Annotated in this window: 17 protein-coding genes; 3 read left to right on the top strand and 14 right to left on the bottom strand. The window is 37.8% G+C overall.

The window, feature by feature from the left end; all coding sequences use genetic code 11:
- Nucleotides 1–29: 29 nt before the first annotated feature.
- Complete coding sequence (locus F4V44_RS06020) at nucleotides 30–1,661, bottom strand: peptide ABC transporter substrate-binding protein (RefSeq protein WP_150439093.1); 1,632 nt, start codon at nucleotides 1,659–1,661, stop codon at nucleotides 30–32.
- Between the two features lie 642 nt (nucleotides 1,662–2,303).
- Between F4V44_RS06020 and trpS the strand changes: the two genes are divergently transcribed.
- Entirely contained in the window at nucleotides 2,304–3,296 is a 993-nt protein-coding gene (gene trpS / locus F4V44_RS06015; protein ID WP_150439092.1) for a tryptophan--tRNA ligase, read from the top strand.
- A gap of 45 nt (nucleotides 3,297–3,341) precedes the next feature.
- Here trpS and F4V44_RS06010 read toward each other — a convergent pair whose 3' ends face one another.
- The 4 genes from F4V44_RS06010 to F4V44_RS05995 all read right to left on the bottom strand — a co-directional run bounded on the left by F4V44_RS06010 (nucleotide 3,342) and on the right by F4V44_RS05995 (nucleotide 7,328).
- The gene (locus tag F4V44_RS06010) at nucleotides 3,342–4,091 is read right to left on the bottom strand and encodes a YjbA family protein (protein ID WP_150439091.1); all 750 of its coding nucleotides are present in this window, start codon (nucleotides 4,089–4,091) and stop codon (nucleotides 3,342–3,344) included.
- A gap of 112 nt (nucleotides 4,092–4,203) precedes the next feature.
- Entirely contained in the window at nucleotides 4,204–4,968 is a 765-nt protein-coding gene (locus F4V44_RS06005) for a DUF2268 domain-containing protein (RefSeq protein ID WP_191090585.1), read from the bottom strand.
- Between the two features lie 129 nt (nucleotides 4,969–5,097).
- On the bottom strand, nucleotides 5,098–6,336 hold the full coding sequence (fabF, locus tag F4V44_RS06000) for a beta-ketoacyl-ACP synthase II (protein WP_150439089.1): 1,239 nt from the start codon (nucleotides 6,334–6,336) through the stop codon (nucleotides 5,098–5,100).
- 59 nt (nucleotides 6,337–6,395) lie between these two features.
- Complete coding sequence (locus F4V44_RS05995) at nucleotides 6,396–7,328, bottom strand: beta-ketoacyl-ACP synthase III (RefSeq protein ID WP_150439167.1); 933 nt, start codon at nucleotides 7,326–7,328, stop codon at nucleotides 6,396–6,398.
- A gap of 270 nt (nucleotides 7,329–7,598) precedes the next feature.
- On the opposite strand from F4V44_RS05995, the gene F4V44_RS05990 reads away from it, so the two are divergent.
- A complete protein-coding gene (locus F4V44_RS05990) occupies nucleotides 7,599–7,874 on the top strand; it encodes a hypothetical protein (RefSeq protein WP_150439088.1) in 276 nt (91 codons plus the stop codon).
- 37 nt (nucleotides 7,875–7,911) lie between these two features.
- Here F4V44_RS05990 and F4V44_RS05985 read toward each other — a convergent pair whose 3' ends face one another.
- The gene (locus F4V44_RS05985; protein WP_150439087.1) at nucleotides 7,912–8,706 is read right to left on the bottom strand and encodes a hypothetical protein; all 795 of its coding nucleotides are present in this window, start codon (nucleotides 8,704–8,706) and stop codon (nucleotides 7,912–7,914) included.
- A 144-nt stretch (nucleotides 8,707–8,850) separates the two neighbouring features.
- Nucleotides 8,851–9,591 (bottom strand): lipase family protein, encoded by a 741-nt coding sequence (locus tag F4V44_RS05980; protein ID WP_150439086.1) that lies wholly within the window; start codon nucleotides 9,589–9,591, stop codon nucleotides 8,851–8,853.
- 264 nt (nucleotides 9,592–9,855) lie between these two features.
- Here F4V44_RS05980 and F4V44_RS05975 point away from each other — a divergent pair, with 264 nt between their 5' ends.
- On the top strand, nucleotides 9,856–10,047 hold the full coding sequence (locus F4V44_RS05975) for a YjzD family protein (RefSeq protein WP_150439085.1): 192 nt from the start codon (nucleotides 9,856–9,858) through the stop codon (nucleotides 10,045–10,047).
- Nucleotides 10,048–10,137: 90 nt separating this feature from the next.
- Here the strand turns inward: F4V44_RS05975 and clpB are convergent, their stop codons facing one another.
- The 7 genes from clpB to argB form a co-directional block, all read right to left on the bottom strand.
- The gene (gene clpB / locus F4V44_RS05970; RefSeq protein ID WP_150439084.1) at nucleotides 10,138–12,735 is read right to left on the bottom strand and encodes an ATP-dependent chaperone ClpB; all 2,598 of its coding nucleotides are present in this window, start codon (nucleotides 12,733–12,735) and stop codon (nucleotides 10,138–10,140) included.
- Nucleotides 12,736–12,865: 130 nt separating this feature from the next.
- On the bottom strand, nucleotides 12,866–13,045 hold the full coding sequence (locus tag F4V44_RS05965; protein WP_150439083.1) for a YjzC family protein: 180 nt from the start codon (nucleotides 13,043–13,045) through the stop codon (nucleotides 12,866–12,868).
- Nucleotides 13,046–13,154: 109 nt separating this feature from the next.
- Nucleotides 13,155–14,120 carry an ornithine carbamoyltransferase gene (gene argF, locus F4V44_RS05960; RefSeq protein ID WP_150439082.1) on the bottom strand — a complete coding sequence of 322 codons (966 nt, stop codon included), beginning with the start codon at nucleotides 14,118–14,120 and terminating at the stop codon, nucleotides 13,155–13,157.
- Nucleotides 14,117–17,230, bottom strand: coding sequence for a carbamoyl phosphate synthase large subunit (locus F4V44_RS05955; protein WP_150439081.1), 3,114 nt, complete (start codon nucleotides 17,228–17,230; stop codon nucleotides 14,117–14,119). The genes argF and F4V44_RS05955 overlap by 4 nt, the downstream gene beginning before the upstream one ends.
- A complete protein-coding gene (locus F4V44_RS05950) occupies nucleotides 17,223–18,305 on the bottom strand; it encodes a carbamoyl phosphate synthase small subunit (protein WP_150439080.1) in 1,083 nt (360 codons plus the stop codon). Before F4V44_RS05950 ends, F4V44_RS05955 begins: the two co-directional genes overlap by 8 nt.
- A gap of 78 nt (nucleotides 18,306–18,383) precedes the next feature.
- Nucleotides 18,384–19,541 carry an acetylornithine transaminase gene (locus F4V44_RS05945; RefSeq protein WP_150439079.1) on the bottom strand — a complete coding sequence of 386 codons (1,158 nt, stop codon included), beginning with the start codon at nucleotides 19,539–19,541 and terminating at the stop codon, nucleotides 18,384–18,386.
- Nucleotides 19,534–20,313, bottom strand: coding sequence for an acetylglutamate kinase (argB, locus tag F4V44_RS05940; protein ID WP_150439078.1), 780 nt, complete (start codon nucleotides 20,311–20,313; stop codon nucleotides 19,534–19,536). The genes F4V44_RS05945 and argB overlap by 8 nt, the downstream gene beginning before the upstream one ends.
- Nucleotides 20,314–20,322: the final 9 nt, after the last annotated feature.

Below are 20,322 nucleotides of genomic sequence, written 5' to 3'. Positions count from 1 at the left end.
CATATACCTATCGTCAATAAACTCATATCTTATTCAAAGTATGCCCATTTGAATTGGACATCTCCAAGACCTGAAACAGCTACATCTTTTAAGTTATCTGCCTGAACCCAGTTATTCGTGTAAAAGTAAATTGGAATAACAGGCATTTCATTCATAAAAATCTCTTCAGCTTGTTTTAATAATTCTTGACGCTTTTTCGTATCTGCTTCAGTAGCTGATTGATCTAACAGAGCTTGGAAATCTTTATTTTCCCAGCCAGTATCATTATTTCCGCCAGTTGCAGAATAGTACGATTCAAGGAAGTTAATTGGATCATTAAAATCGCCTAACCAGCCCATCCGAGCAATATTATAATCAAGTGATTGGACTTGCTCGATATATACTTTCCATTCTGCATTATTTAAAGTTACTTCAACACCTAAGTTTTGCTTCCACATATCCTGAATTGCTTGAGCAATTTTTTGATGGCCTTCATCTGTATTATAAGAAAGAGCTACAGGAGGAAGCTCAGAAACATCCTTATATCCTAATTCTTCCAAACCCTTTTGCAAGTATTCTTTTGCCTTTTTAACATCATTATCTTTGAAATAACCTTTTTCATTTTCAGGGAACATGGTCGGCGGAACGATAGCCATTGCTGGCAGCTGCCCACCTTGTGTGACGTTATCAATAAGCTCCTGACGATTAATAGCTAACGCGAATGCTTTACGAATATTTGCATTAGTAAAAGGCTCAACTGTTGTGTTTAGTTTGTAATTGTAAATACCAGCAATTGATTCTGTATGAAGTCTTCCTTCATCTTTAAGGGCTGGAAGTGCATCCTGCGGTAGATTTCCTGTTGGCATTCCTGCCCAATCCAACTCACCGCTATCAAACATAGATAATTCTGTATTTGGATCATTCACCATAATCATTGTAATGGTATTTAACTTAACCGTTTCTGCATCCCAATAATCCTCGTTCTTTTCAAGAACAATTTTATCGCTGTGTGACCATTCAGCCAGTTTGAACGGTCCATTCGTTGTATAATTATCACCAGCATCATTTGCCCAGTCTGGTTTAGCCTCAGCAACTTTGCTGTTAACTGGCAGGTACGTATAGAAAGCTGTAAGTTCTAAGAAAAATGGAGTTGGATTCGCAAGCTTCACTTCCAAAGTTTTGTCATCAAGCGCTTTTACACCAACTGCATCAGCAGTTCCTGTACCTTCATTGAAAGCTTGTCCACCCTCCAGGTAATAAAGCTGATATGAATATGGCGACGCGTTCGCAGGATCTAATGCCCATTTCCAAGCATATTCAAAATCCTTCGCTGTTACAGGGTCGCCATTTGTCCACTTAGCATCACGAAGTGTAAACGTGTATGTTTTCTGATCTTCTGAGATTTGTACGTCTTCGGCTGCTGCCAATTCTGCTTTTCCTTCAAGATTAATACGTGATAGACCTTCAAATACTTGACGAAGAACTGTACCTGAGGTTGAATCTTCAGCTAAACCAGGATTTAACGTTGGCGGTTCTGTATTAATATTTACTCGGAGATCTTGTGCTGCTTCTTTTCCCCCATCTTTACTGCCGTCTGCATTATCCTTGCCTCCTGCACAAGCAGTTAAGAACATACTTAGAACCAGCAGCATACTTAAAAAAAGTAGTTTTCTTTTCTTCATGTTGTTCCCTCCTAAATAATTAACAACTACCTTGATTCACCTACTAAAAACAACTGCCATATACGGTATAATTCAAAACAATTTATCTGAAATAATTTTATACTCTTATTTTCTTTATATATCTTTTTCATTTTTGTTTTATATCATTCACTTATAGAATAAATTGTTAATGTTAATGTCATATTCATCTTTTGTCTAAACTTGATTTTTCCCTCCAATTACGCTATTTTATTAAGTAAGTATACATATTTATCAGTTTATATTTACGGCTTTGACAAAGATTAGTACACTATTTGGAAGGTTTTTAGAGAGTTTACGGATCGCATAAACAATCAACCCTAGTAGTGGATTGATTTTTGAGCTTGCGTGTGGAAACGCTTTACAATGTTCGGATTGCACTTCGACGTTCATCTCACGTTATCGGGACTTCTCCGTTACAAAGGAGAAAAAAAGTGACTCAAAACTTGAGTAATTAGGGTGGCAGCGCGGACCATTCGTCCCTATTGATAATAGGGACGAATGGTCTTTTTTAAGCAATCATTGTAAGGAGAATAACAACACGACACTTAAAGTAAACGAAATTGCCATTATATCAGCTGGATAAAACTTATTAACCATTTATTATTAGAGGAGGATTCAGTCATGAAAACCATTTTTTCCGGTATTCAGCCAAGCGGTACAATCACACTTGGAAATTATATCGGGGCTTTAAAACAATTTGTAGAACTTCAAGAAGAGTATAACTGTTATTTTTGTATCGTTGATCAACATGCCATCACGGTACCGCAGGATCCGCTCGTATTACGTAAAAATATACGTTCACTAGCTGCACTATATCTAGCTGTCGGTCTTAATCCTGAAAAGGCAACATTATTTATCCAATCTGAAGTTCCTGCACATGCACAGGCAGCTTGGATGATGCAGTGTATTTCCTATATTGGCGAACTTGAACGTATGACACAATTTAAAGATAAGTCAGCCGGAAAAGAAGCTGTTTCTGCTGCATTGCTAACATATCCGCCGCTTATGGTGGCAGATATTTTATTATATAGTGCAGATTTAGTTCCTGTTGGTGAGGATCAAAAACAGCATCTAGAGCTGACACGCGATTTAGCTGAGCGATTTAATAAAAAATACAATGATATTTTCACTATACCTGAAGTCCGAATTCCAAAGGTTGGAGCTCGTATTATGTCCTTACAGGACCCAACCAAAAAAATGAGCAAATCAGATCCTAATCAAAAAGCATTTATTTCCTTACTAGACGACGCAAAAAAAATTGAAAAGAAAATCAAAAGTGCTGTTACCGATTCGGACGGTATTGTTCGTTATGATGTCGAAAATAAACCAGGCGTCTCCAATCTGCTCTCGATTTATTCCATTTTTTCTGGAAAAACAATTGCTGAGATTGAGTCAACTTATGAAGGTAAAGGGTATGGAGATTTCAAAGGAGATCTGGCAAAAGTCGTTATTGAGGCACTTAGTCCTATTCAACAAAAATATCATGATTTAATGGAATCATCTGAGTTAGACGATATCCTTGATAAAGGTGCTGAAAAAGCTAATCAAACGGCAAGTAAAATGCTGAAAAAGATGGAAAATGCAATGGGTCTAGGGAGAAAACGCAGAAGATAATTGATTTGAAGATATGAAAAAGGAGCTGAAATGAGTCAGCTCCTTTTAATTCACTTTATGGCCTTGTTCCATATCCCATAATTTCTCAAAAAATGGTTGTCCCTTTATGATATTCTCACAAAAGTGTTCATGTTTTGCTGTCCAGCCAAATTTAGATTGTTCATACAATTGTTCCCATGCTTCATCGAACTCAAGATCTTGAATGGCTTGATACAAATCAGGTCTCCACTCCGTATACCAATAACGGACTTCAGCTACATTTTTTGAAGTATACAGCTGGTCCAACGCCATAAATAATAGCTGCTTCAGCTGTCTTTCCTTCCTAGTAAGCCCTTTCATAAGTTCTGGCTGCGGTGAAAGGATATGAAATTCCTTCATTTGCGTTGGAGTTGGAGTAAAATCAAAATGCATGACTTCACTCGTTTCCAACATTTCAAAAGCCAATTGCTCCTGCCTTGGAATTAGCCTGCTTTTCCGAATGGGGATACTGTAACCAATCGTATCGACAGCTAAAATACCTACTCCATCCGAAACAACAAAACAATAATCAAGCTGACAACGCTCATGGTTTTTTCGCAAAAATGCTTTTTGATAAATTTCATCCAATAATTGCTGTGGTAATTCTGCCATGTCATTTTCAATGTAGTTATAAAGAACAGGGTCTATTTTTAATAAAGGGACTTGATCGAGTAATTCAACGCTGTCATCTTTGCGCCACTCATGAAAATGACAAACATTATAGCCATTTTCTTCCCCTTCAAACCAGTTAACCCAAACATCATGAAGATACATCATTTATTAACCCCTCACTTCAACTAACTGTTTGTCATTCAGTATAGGCAGATAGAAGTTAAATTATTCCTGAAACTACATATTACAGCCATTTTTTGTTCATTTTGGAATCAAGTTAATCCAATAATTCTTCTGACTTTATTGAAAAGGTATCATGTATTGAATAACGCCTCTTTTTACTTGCATTTTCAATAAGCCAATGCCCCAAGGCATATCCAAGTAAATGCGGGTACCTTCCCTTTCCAAAAAGAATAGCGTCATGAATGGGATCCATTCTTTTTGATTGCAGGTGTTTTTTTACATCTTTTTCCCAATAATAGTGAAGCTCTTCATCACTGTAACAGGTGACCCAATTCGATTTATAAGCCTCACCACAATATTTCGTAACCGCATATTCGGCAAGTCCCTCCATTATAAGGGAATCAAGCAAGGTATAATCTTGAATAGGTTTACTTGATTTATTAAGCCGACAGACATGATGATATTCATGAACCATCAATGCTTCAAGCGCCTTATCTTCTTTATGAAAAGAAGAGAGAAAGAGAAACATCCCGTCTTTAAAGGATACTCCCCCTTGCATATCGCTTATTGGATATCTTTTTTTGCCAAAAGGAAAGATATAAACAGAAACATCAGGTCCATTCCACTTCTTCTGATAGCGGGCCAAAATCTTTTCTGCCTGCTTCCAAATATTTAGTTTTATTAATTCATGATAGATTTCTTCATTCATTCGATTAGGCCGGTACATTCCAAAGAATAATAAATATTGATAAATTTCTGATTCACTTTTTTCCTTAAAGGACGGTCGCAGTTGAGTGCAAATTTTTAATGGATTAAAAAAATGATTTTTCAGCCATTCATCTGTTCTTTCAATCCCCATAATAGTCATCCTCCCTACCTCAATATATGAAAGAAGGATTATTTGGTTAGTCTGGGCAGTAATTGGTATGATAAAAGCCGCATCTTCTAAGGTAGATGCGGCTTTTATCAGTAGAATGTACCCTTTTAATTATTCATATTTTTTAAAAACAATCGTAGCATTATGTCCGCCAAAACCTAGCGAATTACTTAATACGGCTTTCACTTCCTGCTTTCTTGCTTCATTTGGAACATAATCTAAATCACATTCCGGATCTGGTGTTTGATAATTAATAGTAGGCGGAATAATACCGTCCTTGATTGTTAGGGCAGAAATAATCGCCTCTATTCCACCAGCGGCTCCTAATAAATGACCTGTCATCGATTTAGTAGAGCTTATCGCAAGTTTTCTGGCATGGTCACTAAAGACTTCTTTAATTGCTGCTGTTTCAAATTTATCATTGTAGGCCGTACTTGTTCCATGCGCATTGATATAATCAATATCCTCTGGTTTTAAGCCAGCATCATTGATGGCCATTTTCATTGCGCGAGCACCGCCTTCTCCTGCAGGTGCCGGCGCAGTAATATGATAAGCATCTGCAGTAGCACCATAACCAACAATTTCTGCATAAATATGGGCGCCTCGCGCTAATGCATGTTCTAACTCTTCCAATACCATAATGCCCGCCCCTTCACCAAGGATAAAACCGTCTCTGTCTAAATCAAACGGGCGGCAAGCTGTTTTAGGATCTGGATTTGTACTAAGTGCAGTATTGGCGCAAAAACCTGCTACTGACATATTTGTAATCGGTGCTTCAGCACCACCGGTAACCATGGCAATCGCATCGCCGCGCTGAATAACTTTAAACGCATCACCAATTGAATTTGTTCCTGTTGCACAAGCAGTTACTGTACAAGAATTAAACCCCCTTGCTCTAAGGGTAATGGAAACTTGCCCAGAAGCCATATCAGGAATTAACATCGGTACAAAGAAAGGACTAACTCTTCGATAGCCTTTATTGAGAAAGTTCTGGTATTGATTCTCAAATGTTTCCATTCCACCAATTCCAGACCCAATCCAAACTCCAATTCTGTCAGAATTTTCTTCATTAATATCAAGACCCGCATCCTTAACTGCCATAAGTGAAGCAGCTACAGCATATTGAGTAAATCGATCCATTTTACGGGCATCTTTCTTGTCAATAAAATCACCAGGTTCAAAATCCTTAACCTCTGCTGCTACTTTCGCTGGAAAGTCATCAGCATTTACTCTTGTTAATGGACCAATTCCACTAACCCCTGCAATTAGATTATTCCATGTCGTTTCTACATCATTACCAAGCGGCGTTACAGCACCAATTCCCGTAACAACGACTCTACGTTTTTCCATTATAAAAACAACTCCTTTGCTATACTATTTATTTGCATTCATCTATTCCTAAATATCAATTATTTACCCCAACGTAAAGCAATGGCACCCCAGGTTAATCCTCCGCCGAAGCCAACCATTACGATAATATCATCATCCTTAATTTTCCCTGCTTCAAACTCCTCAGCCATGGCAATGGGTATAGATGCTGAAGATGTATTGCCATATTTTTTGATTGTTTTTGACATTTTCTCATCAGGAAGTCCTAAGCGTTGTCTGGATGCTTCCATGATACGGATATTTGCTTGATGTGGAATGAGAAAATCAACGTCTTCTTTATTAAGACCAGCTTTTTCAATCACATTAACAGAACTGTCAGCCATTTGACGAACAGCAAATTTGAATACTTCGCGACCATTCATGATAATGAACTCGTCCTGGTATAAATGCTTTGCACCCGTTCCATCAGCGCCAAGTTCAAAAGATAGTATTCCTCTTCCTTCCGAAACACGTCCCATTACAACAGCTCCTGCACCGTCTCCGAACAGCACCGCTGTATTACGATCACTCCAGTCTGTGATCTTGGATAACTTTTCCGCACCCACAACTAGTACATACTTATATGAATCACTTTCAATAAACTGCTTTGCAGTAATCACTCCATACATAAACCCAGCACATGCTGCACTTAAGTCCATTGCAGCAGCATTTTTCGCACCAAGACGTTCCTGCAGCATACATGATACAGTAGGAAATGGACGATCTGGTGTAACGGTTGCCACTAATATTAATCCAATTTCTTCAGCGGAAATGTTGGCATTTTTCAACGCTTCCACAGCAGCTTCATAAGCTAAATCTGAAGTATCTGTATCATCGCTAGCAATTCTGCGCTCCTCTATACCTGTCCTAGTTCTAATCCATTCATCATTTGTATCTACAATTTTTTCTAAATCATGATTTGTTAATACCTTTTCAGGCAGTGCTTTGCCTATACCTAATATTCCTGCATTCATTTTGTCCACTCCTTAAACTCCTGAGTTCTTTTATCGTATAAACGAAATATAAATACACTATCATTATTATCAAATATTATGACTTGGTACTAATTTTAACCTATAATATGGATATTCCGCAACAGTATATGTGATATTTAATTGATACTTCTTATATATGGAATATCCAAAAGTCCATTCCATTCTTCTTTTTTTTCATATTTTATACTATGGGTTAATTAAAGCAGCAAAAGGAATCTTTATTACTAAATAGAAAAAGGAGGGTTTGGAATGAACCATGAAGAACAAAAAAAAACTCATGATATGGAGCAAGATCCATTTACAAGATTTTTGTTTGGAGAAAGGAGAAACAATCATTTCCAACAAGACGAGGTACAGAACAGGAATCACTCTGCTTCCAAAGATGAAAATCAGTTAAATGAGTTATTATCAAATGTAAATGTAGAGGATTTAATGAAAAATATTGATACAATCATGAACAGTGCTTCTCAGTTTAAACCATTACTGACTAAGCTAGGTCCTTTAATTAATAAATGGATTAAATAAGAGGAATAGGCTGATTCCTTTATATACGGGGATCAGCCTATTCCTGCTTTTTTATTTGTTTCCATTTTGCCAAGTGTTTCTTCTGTATGTCTATTCCTTCTGAGATGATTGTACCGTCAATATCCACTATCATTACATCCTGACAATTCTTTACTTCTTCACTAGACCTCTCAATAGCTGTATTTTTTAATAGTAAGGAAGCTGCTTTTTTCCAATGATTATCGATCGTGCTTTTCAAAAGGATTTTCTGTTTCTTCTTTTCCTCCACATGTCCTATTATGTAATCAATAGCATCACTGATGAAAAGGGCATCATTTATCCATTCACGTTCATCAATATTTACAGGCTTATCAGGATTATGGATTGCTTGCTGAAATGTAAAATGAAGCGGCTGCCACGGTCCGTAGATTGTCGGTAAATAATAAATCTGTAAATGATCTTGGCATTTCATTAACTGTATAGGGAATTCCTGAACAGATTTTTCATTACACATTTGAATTGGAAATATGAATATATAATGAACGTTTATATGATCAATCAATTGTTTTAAGATTGCTTTCATTTCGCTTTCTTTATAGTTCCTATAATAACTGTAATAATCAATAAAAAAGAAGGTGTTATCTGAAAATGTCTGTTTCTGCTCGAAGAAAGTCTCATCCTTTTCAATAAAATTACTGTTTCTTCCCACACTAAAACGCATTTCTTCTAAATATTCGTCATTACTTAATGAAGGTAGATGTATACCTATTACTTCAATCCCTTTTTCAAGTAACGAAAGACATAGATGAAACCCAATAAACTCATAGGTCCCTAAAATCACAGCCCTGTCCATATCAATATGCCTCCCTGTAACATTAAATCTTACCTCATCTTATGCACAGGGAGGGCCAATAATATCTAAACGCAATAAAGAATAAAGAGATTTAATCTATAATGGGACTCTTTTTAAAACATTCAAAGAAAAAGCCAAATTGTTCTACAGTATTTTTTCATGACTTTTAAAAAAATGAATAATTTGATTATCCATTTGCTGTCTTTTTTCCGGAAGCATAAAGCATAAAGAAACAGGGACTTTTTCTTCCTCCCATTTCACCGATAATTGATTGAGGATATAGGATTGTTTATATGCTCGGCTATCTGCTAAAATATGAACAATTTTCATTGGAGATTTAGTACTTAAAGATGGTGAAGGTGCGTCAACCTGCGCAAGCTCTTCAACAATTCTTTCAGTATCATATTCGTAGGAAACGGAGAGTTCATGAACTAATTTTTTATAAAAGAACTTACGATCCTTTTCTAATTCTAGGTGCTGCTGTAATGACAAAATGGGATTAATTAGAACAACGGAACGTACGGATTCCTCTAGTTCATTTAGTAATTTTAAAGCAACAAGCGCCCCCATTCCTTCTGCAATAATATGGATTTTTGAATTTAATATTTCCGAACGCATCATATGTTCATATAGTCGCTTTGCCAATTTTACTGCTTTACCGCTACCCCAATTCCTTCCATATAAATTACTATAGAATAATGTGTATCCTGCATTCTGCAGAGACTTTAACAGATTGTACTTTCCTTCATTTTGTAACCAATAGCTCGTATGTTCATCAACAAAATGCCTTTCATCCCCTATGATAAGGATACCGAAACCTTGTGGTCTTTCAGGATAGTGAATAATATTCCATTCGGTATCCAATTGAAAGTTCCGGATCTCCATTTCATTTCTCCCCTTCACGTAAATTTACATAAATATCTGAACACGTATTTCCGCCATACTTTTCCAAAACTTTTTTTATTTTTATGCTCTTATTATTACTTTATGTAAATAAACAAAAAATGAATGGGAATCCGCCTAGTTTGTACTATTTGATTTGAATCTGGAGAAAGCTATAACTGCAACTTCAGAAATAAAGAATTCTTTATTATTTGACAACAATATGCTAAGATAGATAAAGATATTAAAGGGTTAGAGGTGAATTCTGTGCGTTATTTTTGGACATTATTCTGGACTGTTCTTCTTATGGAAATGATTACATACGTAGTAAGTTCTATGCTGGGCTCTGAGTTTAAAGTTGAAACAGGTGCTATTTTAGGAGTTGTTGCAACTATTTTACTATTCATTATTCCGGCAATTCTTCCAGATACACCATCTGGACATGACGGAGCTCATTAATCACTTTCAGAAAAAGACTTTTAGGAAAATAGAGGCTGACTTAAAGAAGTCAGCCTTTTTTCTTGTTGTTTTTGAATAATGGGTTATTTCCTACGCAATATCAAAACCGATATCATTATTTGCTACAATAATTGTGACCTCTTTATTTTCTCGAATCTCGCCAGCTATTATAGCACGTGCTAACTTTGTCTCAACATTTCTTTGAATGAACCGTTTTAATGGCCGAGCTCCATACACTGGATCAAAGCCATTTTCTGCAATATATTCTTTTGCGTCATTGTTTATACGTAATCTTATTTGCTGCTCAGATAGTCTCAGTTGCAGTTCTTTAATAAGCTTTCCAACAATTTCTTTAATATTTTGCAGCGTCAGTGGTTTAAATAGAATAATTTCATCCACCCGATTCAAAAATTCAGGCCGGAAATGACTTCTAAGCTGTCCCATCACAAGGTTGCGTGTTTCTTCTCGAATATCTTCCTCCCCTTTATGCTGATCAAGCAGAAAATGGGAACCAATATTTGATGTCATAATGATTACCGTATTCTTACAATCGATTGTCCTTCCTTGTGAATCTGTAATTCTGCCATCATCAAGCATTTGCAATAGAATATTGAAAACTTCCGGGTGGGCTTTTTCAATTTCATCTAAAAGGATAACCGAATAGGGTCTTCTTCTAACGGCTTCAGTCAGTTGACCACCTTCCTCATACCCTACATAGCCCGGCGGTGCCCCAATAAGTCGTGAAACCGAATGCTTTTCCATATACTCAGACATATCAATACGAATAATCTGTTCTTCGCTGTCAAACAGGTTTTGGGCTAATGCCTTGGCAAGCTCCGTTTTCCCTACTCCTGTTGGTCCAAGGAAAATAAATGAACCAATTGGACGCTTTGGATCCTTAATTCCAGCTCTTGCCCTTAAAACAGCATCGGATACAAGCTCAACAGCCTCATTTTGGCCAATGACCCTTTCATGAAGAATACTTTGCAGCCTTAGAAGTTTTTCCCTCTCCCCTTCTACCAGTTTGGTAATCGGGATCCCTGTCCACCGAGCGACAATACCGGCAATCTCGTCTTCTGTCACTTCTTCTCTTAACAGCCTGTCTCCTTGCTTAGTATCCACTTCGGCTTCTATTTGCTTTAGTTCTTTTTCCAGTGCAGGAATTTTTCCGTGTCTAAGCTCAGCTGCCTTATTTAAATCGTACTCATTCTCCGCATTTTCTAGTTCACGTCTTAATTTCTCCAATAACTCCCTTTTTTCCTGCACCTTTTGAATACTTTCCTTTTCAAGTTGCCATTTGGCTCTCATGGCATCAGCTTGCTCACGAAAATTAGCTAATTCTTTTTGTAGAGAAAATAGTCTTTCCTTACTTGCCTCATCACTTTCCTTTGCTAGAGCTGCCTCTTCAATTTCAAGCTGCATGACTCTTCTTGTCACTTCATCTAGTTCAGAAGGCATTGAATCAATTTCGGTCCGTATCATCGCACAAGCTTCATCAATTAAGTCGATTGCTTTATCTGGTAAAAATCGATCGGAAATATAACGGTCTGAAAGAGTGGCAGCTGCAACGATGGCCCGATCATGAATATTAACGCCATGATGAACCTCAAATCTTTCTTTTAATCCCCGTAATATAGAAATGGTATCCTCAATATCCGGCTCTTCGACAAGCACCTGTTGGAATCTGCGCTCCAATGCAGGATCTTTTTCGATGTATTTTCGGTATTCATCAAGGGTTGTTGCACCTATACAATGAAGTTCACCTCTTGCTAACATCGGCTTTAGCATATTCCCTGCATCCATTGCACCCTCAGATTTCCCTGCACCAACAATCGTGTGAATTTCATCAATAAATAACAGAATTTGACCATCACTTTTTTTCACTTCATTTAATACGGCCTTTAACCGTTCCTCAAATTCACCGCGAAATTTAGCACCTGCAATGAGTGAGCTCATATCCAATGAAAAGATTGTCTTATCCTTTAATCCTTCTGGTACATCTTTACGGACAATTCGCTGTGCAAGCCCTTCAACAATTGCCGTTTTACCAACCCCCGGTTCCCCAATTAAAACAGGATTATTTTTTGTTTTTCTAGATAAAATTCGAATCACATGCCGGATTTCACTGTCTCTGCCAATAACTGGATCAACTTTCCCTGACCTTACTGCCTCTACTAAATCTCGTCCATATTTTTTTAACGCCTCGTATGTTCCTTCTGGATTTTGCGATGTCACCCTTTGATTCCCCCTAATCTCCTTAATGATAAGTAACAAAGATTTTAAATCGATTCCTTTATCTTTATAATATTTTCCGATTTCAGACGGCAGTGAAACAGCCGCAACAATAATATGCTCAACAGATAGAAAGTCATCATGGAATTGCTTCATATATCTTTCAGCTTCCGCCAGTACCCGCTGCAGCTGATTTGTAATATATAGTTTGCCCTGCTCAACACCACTGCCAGAAACACGCGGCTTTTTTAATAGGAATTTCTGCAAATCTCTTTTTACTGTCTCGGTCTTCACATTTGTTTTCTCAAATATTGAATGAATAAGGTTGGTATCATCTTCAAGCAATGCAAGGAATAAATGAACCTCATCTACTTCCTGATGCTCTTCTCTGACAGCAATGGTTTGGGCGCCCATCATTGCTTTTTGTAACTTTTCAGTCATTTGATTCATGTCCATTTTTCTTCGCCTCCATTTGACCTTTTTTGACCTTTATTTTATTATACCCCTCTTTTTTTAAAAATAAAAGTACATCGCGATTCATAAACACATGAAAAGACCATCCTTTTTGGATGGTCTTTTCATGTGTTTATGGTTTTCGTGCATATGTCCAGACACGGTTATGATTTGAGTTTTCTGGAAAAGCGTCTCCAGCCTTCAGTTTCAACCTCTTTGGATTAACTACTGTGCTTCCTGTTTCACCAATTTCTATATAAATACCGTTGTTCGGCGCCTTTTGTCCAGCACGAAACTGACGATTTTGGCCCATTACAATCCCTCCTTATCCTTGAATCCTTCTTATTATGGCTGTTTTAAAAAGGAATCATATATGGAAAGAAAAGGGCATTGTAACAAAGAGAGATGTTCGTTAGCAGACCTTACTTAAGCAGTTCTACTAACAATGCTTTTTGAGCATGGAGTCTGTTGCCCGCTTCTTGGAAAACCGCAGATTGACTGCCATCAATTACACCAGCCGTTACTTCTTCCCCGCGATGTGCAGGTAAGCAGTGAAGGAAGATGTAATCATCTTTCGCATGCTTAACAAGTTCTTCGTTTACTTGGTAAGTTGGTGCAAAGGCTTTTAAACGGATTTCATTTTCAGCTTCTTGACCCATGCTGGTCCATACATCTGTATAAACAACATCAGCATCTTTGACCGCTTCAATAGGATCTGCAGTAACGACAATCTTTGCGCCTGATTCCTTAGCGAATTCAAGAGCCATGTTAACCACTTTTTCTTCTGGTTTATAACCATCAGGACAAGCAACTGAGAAGTCCATACCTACTTTTGCAGCCCCAATCATTAAGGAGTGAACCATATTATTTCCGTCACCAATATAGGCCATTTTTAACCCTTTTAGCTCACCTTTTATTTCCATAATCGTCAATAAGTCAGCTAGTACCTGGCATGGATGGAATAAATCCGTTAGACCATTAATAACTGGAATGGAAGCATATTTAGCTAACTCTTCTACTTTTTCATGCTCAAATGTACGAATCATAATACCATCTAAATACTGCGATAATACTTGAGCTGTATCAGAAATAGGCTCGCCTCTTCCTATTTGCAAATCATTGCTGCTTAAAAATAAAGCATTGCCGCCTAACTGGTACATTCCTGCTTCAAAAGAAACACGGGTTCTTGTTGATGATTTTTCAAAAATCATACCTAACGTTTTTCCCTTTAAAGGAGTATAGCTTTCTCCAGATAAGTGTAACTCTTTTATTTTCTTCGCTTTTTCTAAAAGACCTAGGATTTCGCTAGGAGAAAAATCAGCTAATGCTAAGAAGTCTTTTCCTTTTAAATTTAAGTCTTGTTCTAAAACTGATAGATCTGATTTCATACTGCGCTCACGTCCTCTGTAGTCATATTGTGCCATTCCTCAATTGAATGAACCGTAAAATCTTTGATGGTTAAGCCTAACAAGAAAGCCTCGAGACTTTCTTTTTCCGTAAACGTAATCACACGGTTTCTTGTTGCAATGGAACGGAGCAGTTTGTCTTCATCTAGACCGCTTGGGTTATAGTACGCAACTGTTTTTGCATCCTTTAACACAGTTTCAGCATCTTTTTCTAAGACAATGGTAACATCCGATTGCTCTGCAAGACTGGTAATATTATCTAATTCCGAAAGAGTACTTACAACTATCACATTTCCAGACTTTTTCTGCAATGAAACATGAAAGGCCTTACGCAATGCTTCTGAAAGACTTGAACCAATTGAAATCCCTTCACCTGTTGAGCGCATTTCAGGACTTACTTTTGAATCGAGTCCATTTAATGCATAAAAAGAGTATACTGGGTACTTTACGCAAACATACGGAACATCTGTGAACTCTTTTGTATCTTTAGCCGATAGTGTGTATGTCCCAAGCAATACTTTTGTTGCCAATTGCACGAGTGGTACACCTGTAACTTTACTTACAATTGGAACGGTACGGCTGGCGCGCGGATTTACTTCAAGAAGATATACTTGATCTCCGTCAACGATATATTGAATATTCATTAAACCCTTATAGCCAAGCTTTTGTACGATTTTTTCGGCATAGTCTCTCATTTTTGTTTTGGCCGTTTTGGTCAATGTTTGAGCTGGTAAAATAGAAAGACTATCCCCGGAATGAACACCCGTTTTTTCAATATGCTCCATCATAGCTGGAACACAAATGTTTTTTCCGTCTGCTACAAGATCAAGCTCTGCTTCATATGCCTGCATAAATTGATCAACAAGAACTGGATATGGAATATCTCCCTTGGCAAGATAGGAATCAAGCTCCTGCCCATTATTGATACGCTCCATGCCTTTTCCGCCAATGACATATGATGGTCTAATTAGTACAGGATAACCGATTTTTTCTACAAGGCTTGTAATCTGTTCAGAATTATAGGCGATATCGCCCTGGATATGTGGAATATCCAACTCATCCAATAACTTATAGAATAAATCACGGTCCTCAAGAACATCAATCGTATTTGAATTAGTACCAAGGATGGTAACACCATTGTCCTCTAATTGTTTGGCTAGGTTTAAGGCTGTTTGGCCTCCTAACTGAACAATGACTTCAGAGATGCCTTCACTTTCAATGACATTTAATACTGTCTCTAAAATTAATGGTTCAAAATACAGACGGTCAGCAGTTGCAAAATCTGTACTTACTGTTTCTGGATTATTGTTAATTAATATCGTTTCAACATTCTCCTGCTTTAAAGCTAGTACACCATGGACAGAGCAATAATCAAATTCAATTCCCTGCCCAATTCTAATCGGACCGCTTCCGATAATAGCTACCTTTCTCTTGCTGCTTGGAACCTGCTCATTTTCACCGAAATAACTAGAATAGAAATAGTTTGACTTTGCTTCAAACTCAGCAGCGCAAGTATCAACCATTTTATAAACAGGAAGAATGCCTAACTGCTTTCTTTTTTCTCGAACTTCTTGTTCGGCTGCACCCCAAACACTAGCGATATAATGATCACTAAAGCCTCTTTCCTTCCACACTTGAAGAGCTTCTTTTGTTACTGTTTGAAGCGAAGAACCGGCAATTTCTTTCTCCATCTCAATCATCTTTTCAAAGCCTGTAAGGAAGAATAAATCAATTCCCGTCTTTTCATGCAGCTCAGTAATTGAAGTTCCTCTTCTTAATAGCTCCAGTAAAATGAAAAAGCGCTGATCCGTTTGCTCAAGCAGGGCACTTTGCAGTTCAGCTAATTCTAATTGCTCTAATGAAGGAAGCTTTAGATCGTTTACATTGATTTCCAATGAATGAATCGCTTTTAATAAAGCTCTTTCTAAGTTACGATCAATCCCCATCACTTCTCCGGTTGCTTTCATCTGCGTACCTAATTTTCTTTCTAGTGAAGGAAACTTATCAAAAGGCCATTTTGGAATTTTTGCTACTACATAATCTAGTGCTGGTTCAAAGCTGGCAAATGTATCGCCTGTTACAGGATTTATAATTTCATTTAGTAAATACCCAGTTGACAATTTGGCCGCCATGCGGGCAATTGGATAGCCCGTTGCTTTAGATGCCAATGCTGAAGAGCGGCTTACCCGTGGATTTACTTCAATTAAATAATAGTTCTTACTTTTTGGATCAAGGGCAAATTGAATATTACAGCCCCCAATGATTTCCAAAGCGGAAATAATCTTAATCGATGCTGCACGAAGCATTTGATATTCTTCATCAGTAAGGGTTTGTGACGGAGCCACAACAATAGAGTCCCCTGTATGAATCCCAACAGGGTCAATATTTTCCATATTACAAATCGTAATACAAGTATTGTTTGCATCTCTCATGACTTCATATTCGATTTCCTTAAAACCGGCAATGCTCTTCTCAATTAAACATTGATGGATAGCACTTTCCTTCAATCCGCCTGATACCAATTTTGTCAGTTCATCCATTGAATCAGCTATGCCACCGCCAGTTCCACCCAAAGTATAGGCAGGGCGAACGATGATCGGAAATCCAATTTGTTCCGCAAAGGCAACCGCTTCCTGTAATTCATGTACGATTGTACTTTCTGGTACAGGTTCATTTAATTCATGCATCAGCTTTCTAAATGCTTCACGGTCTTCTCCCTTTTTAATGGATTCAATTGAACTGCCGAGCAGCTTCACTCCGTATTTTTCTAATACTCCAGTTTCGTGCAGCTGAAAAGCCAAATTTAAGCCTGTTTGACCGCCAAGTGTAGCAAGGAGTCCATCCGGCTTCTCTTTAGCAATAATTTTCTCCACTACATCGACTGACAGGGGTTCAAAATAAATTCGGTCAGCAAAACTATGGTCAGTCATGATTGTAGCTGGATTATCATTTACTAAAATAACCTCATAGCCGTCTTCCTTTAACGCCATACAGGCTTGCGTTCCAGCATAGTCAAACTCGGCTGCCTGACCAATAACAATTGGTCCTGAGCCTATTACAAGTATGGAATGGATCGTTGTGTCTTTAGGCATATGCAAATACTCTCCCATTGTTCGCTTTTACTGTTTCAATAAATTCATCAAAAATATATTCACTTTCTGCAGGACCAGGGTTCGCTTCCGGATGGAATTGAACGGTTTGTAAAGGGTACTTTTCATGTTGCAAGCCCTCAACTGACTGATCGTGCAGGTTTGTAAACCGTAATGTAAGTCCCGTATCTTTGATTGAATGTGTATCAACTACATAACTATGATTTTGCGATGACATAAATACTTTTCCTGTTACCGAATCTACAACAGGGTGGTTAGCTCCACGATGACCAAAAGCTAATTTATTAGTGTTTGCACCAAGTGCTAAAGCTGCTAATTGATGCCCTAGGCAAATTCCTAATGTAGGGTAATGTGTAATCAGCTTCTTAACTGTTGGTAAAACAGACTGCAGGTCTTTTGGGTCCCCCGGTCCATTTGAAAGCAATACTCCATCTGGTTTTAACTTTTTTACTTCCTCAAAAGAAGTATTATACGGGACGACAGTAACAGCACATCCGCGTTTGACTAATGATTTTACAATGGATTTTTTTGTACCAAAATCCATTAGTACAATATGCTGGTCTCCGCTTCCATGTTGTTCAGGCGTAAAGACTGTTACTTTACTAACCTTATGATTCTCTGGTAGCGTCATATCTTGTTCTATCTTGTTTTCTGAGCTCGATAGAACCGCCGGCATCGTACCCAAACTGCGAATCTTTTTAACTACTGCTCTCGTATCAATGGATCCGAGCATTGGGATTCCCCATTTTTCTAAATACTCAATTAGTGAATATTGTGCTTCGTAATGAAAGGCTGTCTGCTTTGCCTCATATACGATTACACCTGCTACATGAGGCTTTTTACTTTCGAAATTTGCTTCATTAATTCCATAGTTGCCAATTAACGGATAAGTAAAAACAATAATTTGATCTTTATAAGATGGATCAGTCAATACTTCCTGATATCCTGTCATTCCGGTAAAAAATACAATTTCCCCTTTTATCCCATCAGCGGGTGCACTTGTTAACCATTGTCCCTGAAAGCATTCCCCGCTGTTTAACTGTAAATATCCTGTCATCTCGCACACCCCATGATATTTTTGTATATTTATTGTAACGCACTAATAATTATACAGTCAACTGAAAAATTATACAGCCTAGACGGCTGCACCTAGATTTTGCGTTAGAACCTTTGTTAGAATATCGATTGCCTCTTCTAATTCTGATTTTGTTGTTGTTAATGGTGGTAATAATCTTATAACGTTTTCCCCTGCAGGTAAGGCAATAAAACCATTTGAGCGCAGGTTCTTTAGTAAGTCTGGTACATTTTGATTGATTTCGATTCCAATCATCATACCAATTCCTCTAATTTCATTAACATTTGGTAAAGGCAATAGATTTTCTTCCAAGGCTGCCCTGAAGAAATCAGCTTTTTCATTCACTTCAGCTAGAAAACTGTCTTGGAATATAGCGTCCATTGTAGCAAGAGCCGAAGAAACAGACAGTGGATTGCCGCCAAATGTCGTTCCATGACTTCCAGGGCCAAATACGTCTTTTAAATTGCCCTTAGCAATAATGCCCCCGATTGGTAAGCCGCTACCAAGTCCTTTCGCAACTGAAACAATATCAGGCTTTAAACCATAATGCTGAAACGCAAACGGTTTTCCAGTTCGACCTATACCTGTTTGGATTTCATCTATCACCAAGAGTGAGCCATACTCCTTGCAAAGAGCTTCAACTCCATCTAGAAATTCCTTAGAAGCAGGATGAATGCCACCTTCTCCTTGAATGACCTCAAGCATGACTGCTGCTACTTCATCGCTCATGACTTCTTTCAGCGCTGCAAGATCATTAAATGGTACGTATATAAAGGTTTCAAGCATTGGACCAAAACCGTGCTTTATCTTATCCTGTCCTGTAGCAGACATCGTTGCATAGGTCCGACCATGAAAGGATTGATTAAATGTAATTATTTTTGAACGTCCTGTGGCTTTTCTAGATAGCTTAATGGCTGCTTCATTTGCTTCAGCACCGCTGTTTGAAAAAAAGACTAAGTCCATTTCTGCTGCTTGTGCTAACTTTGCTGCCGCAGTCTCCTGTATTTCAACAGGGAATAGATTGGAAACATGCCAAAACTTTTTGAGTTGCTCCTGGATAGCTTCCTCTACCACTTTTGGACGATGACCGAGATTACATACACCAATACCGGATGTATAATCCAAATACTTTTTTCCGTCTTTACCATACATGATACTGCCTTCTGCCCAATCAGGCTCAATTTCCCATCTGCTGTATGTTGGAAACAGACTACTCATTGTAACTCCACTCTTTTCCAATAATTTTTGTACCCTTCCATTCCTTTCCGTTAAAAAAGGCTGCTTTTCCTGACACAATCATAACACTTGAAAGTCCTTTATCAAGAGCAGACATAGCTGAAGTTACTTTAGGAATCATTCCACCATAAATGGTTCCATCTTCAATATATTTTTCAACCTGTTCTTTTTCTACAGAATGGACGAGCTTCTCTTCTACCAGGATCCCTTTAACATCCGTAACAAAAATACATTGCTCAGCACCAATAGCACTTGCAACTGCAGCCGCTGCATAATCTGCATTAATATTTAATTTATGTCCTGTTGCTTTATGAACAGCGATTGGTGTAATGACAGGAATCATTGACTCTTGTATCAAAATGGAAACCAGCTCATCATTCACCTTTATAATTTCCCCGACAAATCCTAAAGAGTCTTTATCAATAAAATCAGCCTGAAGAAGACCGCCATCACTGCCATTTAACCCTATTGCCTGAAAACCATTTTCGGTTAGCTTTTGCACAAGCTTTCGATTAGTTTGACCTGAAAGGACTAATTCTACAACTTCAAGCGTTTCTTCGGTAGTTTTTCTTAAACCATTATGAAACTCCGGCTCTACCTGGTACATGGAGAGCATTTTATTAATATCCGGTCCTCCGCCATGGACAAAAACTAATTGATATCCATCGTTTTGGAGTTCCTTTAACGATGCAAAAAACGATGGAGTCAATTCATCAAGAATACTTCCGCCGCATTTTATGACTATCTTCTTCATTTCCATCTC

It is taken from the genome of Niallia endozanthoxylica (assembly GCF_008710145.1).
Taxonomy (GTDB): domain Bacteria; phylum Bacillota; class Bacilli; order Bacillales; family Cytobacillaceae; genus Bacillus_BD; species Bacillus_BD endozanthoxylica.
The sequence above is the reverse complement of the archived record's forward strand: the minus strand, read 5'-3'. Positions and strand labels throughout refer to the sequence as shown.

Coding starts and splice junctions, on each gene's coding strand:
- F4V44_RS06020 (WP_150439093.1), bottom strand. CDS start 1,661: ATGAAGAAAAGAAAACTACTTTTTTTAAGTATGCTGCTGGTTCTAAGT.
- trpS (WP_150439092.1), top strand. CDS start 2,304: ATGAAAACCATTTTTTCCGGTATTCAGCCAAGCGGTACAATCACACTT.
- F4V44_RS06010 (WP_150439091.1), bottom strand. CDS start 4,091: ATGATGTATCTTCATGATGTTTGGGTTAACTGGTTTGAAGGGGAAGAA.
- F4V44_RS06005 (WP_191090585.1), bottom strand. CDS start 4,968: ATGGGGATTGAAAGAACAGATGAATGGCTGAAAAATCATTTTTTTAAT.
- fabF (WP_150439089.1), bottom strand. CDS start 6,336: ATGGAAAAACGTAGAGTCGTTGTTACGGGAATTGGTGCTGTAACGCCG.
- F4V44_RS05995 (WP_150439167.1), bottom strand. CDS start 7,328: ATGAATGCAGGAATATTAGGTATAGGCAAAGCACTGCCTGAAAAGGTA.
- F4V44_RS05990 (WP_150439088.1), top strand. CDS start 7,599: ATGAACCATGAAGAACAAAAAAAAACTCATGATATGGAGCAAGATCCA.
- F4V44_RS05985 (WP_150439087.1), bottom strand. CDS start 8,706: ATGGACAGGGCTGTGATTTTAGGGACCTATGAGTTTATTGGGTTTCAT.
- F4V44_RS05980 (WP_150439086.1), bottom strand. CDS start 9,591: ATGGAGATCCGGAACTTTCAATTGGATACCGAATGGAATATTATTCAC.
- clpB (WP_150439084.1), bottom strand. CDS start 12,735: ATGGACATGAATCAAATGACTGAAAAGTTACAAAAAGCAATGATGGGC.
- F4V44_RS05965 (WP_150439083.1), bottom strand. CDS start 13,045: ATGGGCCAAAATCGTCAGTTTCGTGCTGGACAAAAGGCGCCGAACAAC.
- argF (WP_150439082.1), bottom strand. CDS start 14,120: ATGAAATCAGATCTATCAGTTTTAGAACAAGACTTAAATTTAAAAGGA.
- F4V44_RS05955 (WP_150439081.1), bottom strand. CDS start 17,230: ATGCCTAAAGACACAACGATCCATTCCATACTTGTAATAGGCTCAGGA.
- F4V44_RS05950 (WP_150439080.1), bottom strand. CDS start 18,305: ATGACAGGATATTTACAGTTAAACAGCGGGGAATGCTTTCAGGGACAA.
- F4V44_RS05945 (WP_150439079.1), bottom strand. CDS start 19,541: ATGAGTAGTCTGTTTCCAACATACAGCAGATGGGAAATTGAGCCTGAT.
- argB (WP_150439078.1), bottom strand. CDS start 20,313: ATGAAGAAGATAGTCATAAAATGCGGCGGAAGTATTCTTGATGAATTG.